Source organism: Pseudomonadota bacterium (genome assembly GCA_038533575.1).
In the GTDB taxonomy this organism is placed as follows: domain Bacteria; phylum Pseudomonadota; class Alphaproteobacteria; order Rhodobacterales; family Rhodobacteraceae; genus Shimia_B.
The window spans coordinates 2,345,835-2,352,089 of record JBCAYL010000001.1; the positions used below are offsets into that span (position 1 = coordinate 2,345,835).

6 protein-coding genes and 2 rRNA genes are annotated in these 6,255 nt (G+C 63.6%); 2 read left to right on the forward strand and 6 right to left on the reverse strand.

The window, feature by feature from the left end:
- Nucleotides 1-42: 42 nt before the first annotated feature.
- The 3 genes from AAFM92_11920 to AAFM92_11930 are packed head-to-tail and all read right to left on the reverse strand — an operon-like array spanning nt 43 to nt 2,258.
- A complete protein-coding gene (locus AAFM92_11920; protein ID MEL7301082.1) occupies nt 43-831 on the reverse strand; it encodes a class I SAM-dependent methyltransferase in 789 nt (262 codons plus the stop codon).
- Between the two features lie 54 nt (nt 832-885).
- Nucleotides 886-1,446: a histidine phosphatase family protein gene (locus AAFM92_11925; protein ID MEL7301083.1), complete on the reverse strand. Its 561-nt coding sequence runs from the start codon at nt 1,444-1,446 to the stop codon at nt 886-888.
- Nucleotides 1,447-1,484: 38 nt separating this feature from the next.
- On the reverse strand, nt 1,485-2,258 hold the full coding sequence (locus tag AAFM92_11930; protein ID MEL7301084.1) for a DNA-formamidopyrimidine glycosylase family protein: 774 nt from the start codon (nt 2,256-2,258) through the stop codon (nt 1,485-1,487).
- A 142-nt stretch (nt 2,259-2,400) separates the two neighbouring features.
- Here AAFM92_11930 and AAFM92_11935 point away from each other — a divergent pair, with 142 nt between their 5' ends.
- Entirely contained in the window at nt 2,401-3,801 is a 1,401-nt protein-coding gene (locus AAFM92_11935) for a selenium-binding protein SBP56-related protein (GenBank protein ID MEL7301085.1), read from the forward strand.
- Nucleotides 3,802-4,467: a hypothetical protein gene (locus AAFM92_11940; GenBank protein MEL7301086.1), complete on the forward strand. Its 666-nt coding sequence runs from the start codon at nt 3,802-3,804 to the stop codon at nt 4,465-4,467.
- A gap of 1 nt (nt 4,468) precedes the next feature.
- Here the strand turns inward: AAFM92_11940 and AAFM92_11945 are convergent, their stop codons facing one another.
- The 3 genes from AAFM92_11945 to AAFM92_11955 form a co-directional block, all read right to left on the reverse strand.
- Nucleotides 4,469-5,266 (reverse strand): glycosyl transferase, encoded by a 798-nt coding sequence (locus AAFM92_11945; GenBank protein ID MEL7301087.1) that lies wholly within the window; start codon nt 5,264-5,266, stop codon nt 4,469-4,471.
- Between the two features lie 110 nt (nt 5,267-5,376).
- A 5S ribosomal RNA gene (rrf, locus tag AAFM92_11950) occupies nt 5,377-5,492 on the reverse strand.
- Between the two features lie 91 nt (nt 5,493-5,583).
- Nucleotides 5,584-6,255 (reverse strand): 23S ribosomal RNA (locus AAFM92_11955); the annotation flags it as partial.

The window sequence follows — 6,255 nt, forward strand, 5'->3', positions numbered from 1 at the left end:
GGCACGAGTCGCAACCCCCTCCAAGCGCCTTTCGCACGGAAATTAATCGGTCTTGCGGCTGCCGTCGCGGGGGTCGACCCAGACCCGCGGGCGCTTCTCCTTCGGGTCGAAGGTGCCGAGCGGGCGGAGGGCCACTGTCCCCCGGCGACGCTGTGCATTCTGCCGGAAATAGTCGCCGAGACCGGCGCGTTCTTCCGCGGGCAGCACGTCCCAGTCGATCCACTCCGTGCTCCAGCCGGTGACCTCGCCAAAGACATCCACGAGCCGCATGGAGGGCGTGGCCACGAGCTCCACCTCGCGCCCCTCGGCGCGGGCCACGGTGTTGAGCGCGTTGGAGGTCTCCTCTCGCATGAAGCGGACGATGGGCCCGTCGGAGGCGACGATGAACTCGCTGTCGATGATGATGAGCTTCGGCTTCAGGGCCTGGGCGAGAAGGACGAGCCGGTAATGCTCCGTGATGTGGTAGAAGATGCCGTAAACCGCCACGACGTCGAACGTCTCTCCCGCGGCGGCAAGCTCTTCCATCCCGGCGAAGATATCCCCCTGCCGGAGGCGCACCCGGCCCTTTGCCGCGACATCGGGAAAGGCGGCGAAGCGATCGATCAGCGCCTGCCGCGCCTCGATCCCCACCACCTCGCGCGCGCCGGCATGGGCCAGCGCATAGGGCCAGCGCCCGTCATGGCTGGCGAGGTCGAGCACGCGCGCGTCAGAAAGCTCCGCCTTGAAGGGCGCCACGATCATGTCGTAGCGGCGATTAAGCCGATGCGCCCCGGTGGGCCCCTCGTCGTAGCCCTCGAGCGAGGGGATGAAATCAAATGGATTGTCCGGCATGCCCGCGCCTCTTTTGCGGCCATGCTAGCGGCGCGCCGGGACGCTGGAAAGCGGCTAGAGCGGCTCGATCTTGCGCGGCGTGCCCTTCAGATGCGTGACCTTGAAGAGCGCGGGCCGCGGCATCGCCTGAAATTCCCCATAGCCATAGGTCTTGTCCATCTGGCTCAGGAGGCTCGCGATGAGGCCGCCATGGGTCGCGAAGAGCGGGGCGCGGATCGGTCGGCGCGAGATCGACTTGATCGCCTGCCTGAGCCGCACCGCCGCGGCATTGAAGCTCTCCCCGCCCGGCCGCGCCTGCGCGCGGTTGGTAAAGCGGGTTTCGAGAAGCGGGTCGTCCGGGTCGTGGCCCGAGAGGCTCAGCCGATGCTCGCGCAGATCCGTCATGACGGTCACGCCCTGGCCCGACTTCTCCGCGAAGGGCGCCACGGTGGCCTTGGCACGCGCCGCGGGGCTGGCGAAGATGCCGTCGACCTCCAGCTCCTCCAAGGCCTCGACGAGGCTCTCAGACGCGGCCTGCCCCGCATCGGTCAGCGGGTCATCGGCGCCCGCGCCCACGGCCTCGGCATGTCGGAGAAGGAAAACGGTGTCGGTCTTAACGGGGGTAATCGCAAACATGGCCCATCATGGGCGCGACGCGCGGCTTTAATCAAGCCTTAGACTTGGCAGGTGGGGCAGTGGTAAAGCGTCCGCCCGCTCAGCTTCGATTTCTCGATGGCCCCGTTGCAGCGTGGGCAGGCCTCGCGGGCGAAGATGTTCGTGCGCTCCGTGATCTCTTCCCCGGCCTTCGGCACGTCCCCGTTGGTGATGATGGAATTCGTCTCCACCCCGAGCTGCAGGAGCCCGCGCATCTCGTCCCAGAGCGCGCGCAGATCCGCCTCCACGATGTCCCGGCCCGGGGTCATGGGATTGATCTTGCGCAGCCAGAGGATCTCGGCCCGGTAGATATTGCCGATCCCGGACATGACCTTCTGATCCATCAGGAGCCGCGCGATGGGCGCGCGCGAGCGGGCGATGGCCGCGATGGCGCGGTCCGGGTCCGGCGGCTCGGCGAGGAGGTCGGGCCCGTAGCGGAGGCGAAACGTCTCCATGTCCACCGGCAGGATCTCGCAGGTATTGGGCCCGATGATATCGAGCGCATGGGTGGGGCTCTCGAGCCGAAGACGGACAACCTCTCGCGGGGGATCGGCGGGCTGCCGCACCGGCGTGAAATACCCGCCGAGCCCGAGATGGATGTGCACCGTCACCTCGCCCTCGAAATGATAAAGGAGATGCTTGCCCACGGCTCCCGTCCCCGTGCACCGCCGCCCGTCGATCTCGGCGGCGCCCTCGGCAAAACGGCCCTGGGGCGAGGTCGCCGCGATCACGTGTCCTTTGAGCATGTCAGCATGATCCCGCGCGGCGCGGTGGATGGTGTGTCCCTCTGGCATGACCGTGCCAGCTAGTTCGGCGCGGCCAAATTCCACACGTCAAAAGCGAACTTGACGCAGGGGCATCCGCCCGCGTTCACTTTCGGCACCAAGGCGCATGGCCGAGTCAGGCAATAACCGCGCCAGGAGGGAGTTGTTTTCAATGAACGTGCATCCAGACAAATCATTTTACCCATCGCCGAAAGACGCCATGGAAGCGCCCGCCGAGACGCTGGCCTTCACCCTTATGCTCTCCCCGGATTTCTCGCAGCCCGACGGTCTCGCCATCGTGGATGTGGATCCGTCGTCGAAGACCTACGGCGAAATCGTGCACCAGGTCATCGTGCCGAACAAAGGCGACGAGTTTCACCATTTCGGCTGGAATGCCTGCTCTGCCTCCCTCTCCCCGCTCTCGGGCCACGCCTTCGTGGAGCGCCGTTACCTGATCGTGCCGGGCATCCGCTCCTCGCGGATCTACGTCTTTGACGTGAAAGAGCCGCTCAAGGCCAAGATCCACAAGATCATCGAGCCCGAGGAAGTCTTCGAGAAGACCGGCTATTCCCGCCCCCACACGATCCATTGCGGCCCCGAGGGCATCTATGTCTCCACGTTGGGCGGTGGCGGCGAGGACGGGACAGATGGCCCTCCGGGCATCTTCATCCTGGATTGCGAAACCTTCGACATCATCGGCCGCTACGAGATCGACCGCGGCGCGCAGTCAAAGCATTACGATTTCTGGTGGAACCTGCCGCGCGACTACATGGTGAGCTCGGAATGGGGCTTGCCGCCGCAATTCGAAAACGGCGTCGTTCCGGAGGACCTGCTCTCCAACAAGTACGGCCACGTCATCCACTTCTGGGACCTGCGTGCGCGCAAGGTGAAGCAGACGATCGACCTGGGCGAGCAGTACCAGATGGCGCTGGAAATCAGGCCGGCCCATGACCCGATCAAGAAGCACGGCTTCGTCGGCGTGGTCGTGGACACGACCAATCTCGAGGGCGCGATCTTCACATGGTGGCAGAATGACGACGGCACGTTCGAGGCCAAGAAGACGATCACCATCGCGCCACATCCCGCGGAGACCGATGACCTGCCGCCGCTCTTGCAGGGCTTCGGCGCGGTGCCCGCGCTCGTGACCGACATCGACCTCTCCCTCGATGACAAGTATCTCTACGTGTCCTGCTGGGGCCAGGGAGAGATGCATCAATATGATGTTTCGGACCCGATGAACCCGGTCCTCGCGAACAAGATCGAGATCGGCGGGATCGTCAAAAAGGCCAAGCATCCCAATGGGAAGGAGTTCGGCTACGGGCCCCAAATGGTGGAGATCAGCCGCGACGGAAAGCGCGTCTACTGGACGAACTCGCTCTATTCCACGTGGGATGACCAGTTCTATCCCGGTGACCGGGGCGCGGCGATGGTCATGGCCAATGTGGGCGATGACGGCTCCTTCACGCTGGCGGAGGATTTCTGGGTGGAGTTCCCGAAGGGCTACCGCTCCCACCAGATCCGGCTCGAAGGCGGTGACTGTTCGACGGACAGTTTCTGCTACCCCTCCGTCTAGATGGAGGTGATCGGCACGACGGCGGGCCTCTGGCTCGCCGTGGCCGTCTCCGGGCTCTATCACGGGCTCAATCCCGGCATGGGCTGGCCGCTGGCCGTGTCCGCCGCGCTCTTCGAAGGGCGGCGGGCGGCGCTCTGGCGCGCGCTCGGGCTGCTCAGCGTGGGCCATTTTCTCGCGATGATCGGCATTCTCTTGCCCTTCGCCGTCATGTTCATGCTCGTGGAGTACCAACGCGAGATCCAGATCGGCGCCGCCTGCGTGGTGATCGCCACGGGGCTCTTCCTGCTGTGGTATCGCAAGCATCCCCGCTTTCTCGCGCGGGTGAAGCCATCGCAGCTCGCGCTCTGGTCTTTCCTCGTGGCCATGGCCCACGGGGCGGGGCTCATGCTGGTGCCGATCTTCCTCGGCCTCTGCGGGTTGGACGAGCTCGACATGGGCCACCGGGCCGCGCTTGATCTCATGGGCGCCAATGTCGCCATGGCCTTCGTCGTGGGCCTCATGCACACCGCAGCGATGATCGGCTCCGGCGGCGTGCTCGCCTGGGCCGTGCACCGCTATCTCGGCCTCAAGGCGCTCCGCGCGACGTGGTTCAACCTCGACGTCGTGTGGGCGGGGAGCCTCGTGGCCGTGGGCGGCTTCGGGCTCTGGGCCGGGCTGGCGCTGTAGCTCATTCGCGCCAGTGCTCCTCGACCCAAGGGGCGGGCAGGCCATAATCCTGCAGCCTCTTGAGAGGCTGCTTCTGCTTGAGCGCATGCCGGATGTAGGTCCAAGGGCCCATGGCTGGGGTCTGCGCATTGACTTGACCGTTCGCGGCTTCCGGCGGATTGGGCCCGCCGGCGAAGATCACGACGCGGCAATCGAGGGGCAATCGGGGCGGCTTAAAAAAGTTCAGCGGCAGGGTCGGGATGCATTCGATGCGGAAATGCTTCATCCAGGCTTTCGGCCAATAATCGATCCCGCCCGGCGCATTCTCGGCGACGAAGAATTGCTCGAAGCGGTATCGGTCGGCCGTGCCCTGCGGATCGGCGGCGAACATGTCCTGCAGAGGCGCGAGCTTCCCCACTGGGGCGCGATAGATCGACGTCTGCCCGCGCTTGAGCGGCCATTTCGCGGCGTTCAGGCCAAGGATCACCTGATCGGGATTGCCATACTCGAAGAACGGGTCGAGCGACCCGGTGATCAGCACGTCGAGATCGATGAAGAGAAAGTTGCCCTCAAGGTCGCCGAGCGCGGGTGCCCACAGTCGAGACTTGGGCCATTTACCAGGCGTGTTGACGGGAAGCTTGCCGCCGGGGATCGGCGGTAGATCGAAACACTCTACCTCGTCCCGGACCTGCTCGCGCGTGTCGGTGAACGCAACAAAACGGAAAGGCGGCGTGATGTTGCGCGCCACCATGGCATAGAGCCGGTTAATGTAGGGGGCGCCGTATTTCTTGCCCCAATTGATGCAAACGACGTTCTTCATGGGGCGCGTTCTACGCTTAGCGGTGTGAGACATGAAGACACGAAAAAGCCGCCCGAGGGGCGGCTCAAGCTTCGGTACATCGTCAGAGAGATACGAGAGTTTCTTACTAGGTTTGGCGATGACCTACTCTCCCACGCCTTAAGACGCAGTACCATCGGCGCTACGGCACTTAACGGCCAGGTTCGGGATGGGGGCTGGGTGTTTTGCTCGCGCTATGATCACCAAACCGAGAAAGAAACTCGCTTTGGATCATCAGATCCAAGTCCAAGTACACTGCGTGTATGCTTCCGACCCGGTAGAACTGGCTTCTACTGGATCAAATCAAGCCTATCGGACCATTAGTACCAGTCAGCTGAGTACGTTACCGCACTTACACCTCTGGCCTATCGACGAGGTCGTCTACCTCGGTCCTCAGGGATACCTTGTTTTGAGGGGGGCTTCCCGCTTAGATGCCTTCAGCGGTTATCCTGTCCGATCATAGCTACCCAGCACTGCCGTAGTCGACAACTGGTCCACCAGTGGATCGTTCACCCCGGTCCTCTCGTACTAGGGGCAACTCCTCTCAAGTATCCTACACCCACGGCAGATAGGGACCGAACTGTCTCACGACGTTCTAAACCCAGCTCACGTACCTCTTTAAACGGCGAACAGCCGTACCCTTGGGACCTGCTCCAGCCCCAGGATGAGATGAGCCGACATCGAGGTGCCAAACAGTGCCGTCGATATGGACTCTTGGGCAGTATCAGCCTGTTATCCCCGGCGTACCTTTTATCCGTTGAGCGATGGCCCTTCCACTCGGGACCACCGGATCACTATGGCCGTCTTTCGACTCTGCTCGACTTGTCAGTCTCGCAGTCAGGCTGGCTTCTGCCATTGCACTCAACGAGCGATTTCCGACCGCTCTGAGCCAACCTTCGCGCGCCTCCGTTACTCTTTAGGAGGCGACCGCCCCAGTCAAACTACCCACCACGCAGGGTCCCGGGCCCCGA

Coding starts and splice junctions, on each gene's coding strand:
- AAFM92_11930 (MEL7301084.1), bottom strand. CDS start 2,258: ATGCCAGAGGGACACACCATCCACCGCGCCGCGCGGGATCATGCTGAC.
- AAFM92_11940 (MEL7301086.1), top strand. CDS start 3,802: ATGGAGGTGATCGGCACGACGGCGGGCCTCTGGCTCGCCGTGGCCGTC.
- AAFM92_11925 (MEL7301083.1), bottom strand. CDS start 1,446: ATGTTTGCGATTACCCCCGTTAAGACCGACACCGTTTTCCTTCTCCGA.
- AAFM92_11935 (MEL7301085.1), top strand. CDS start 2,401: ATGAACGTGCATCCAGACAAATCATTTTACCCATCGCCGAAAGACGCC.
- AAFM92_11920 (MEL7301082.1), bottom strand. CDS start 831: ATGCCGGACAATCCATTTGATTTCATCCCCTCGCTCGAGGGCTACGAC.
- AAFM92_11945 (MEL7301087.1), bottom strand. CDS start 5,266: ATGAAGAACGTCGTTTGCATCAATTGGGGCAAGAAATACGGCGCCCCC.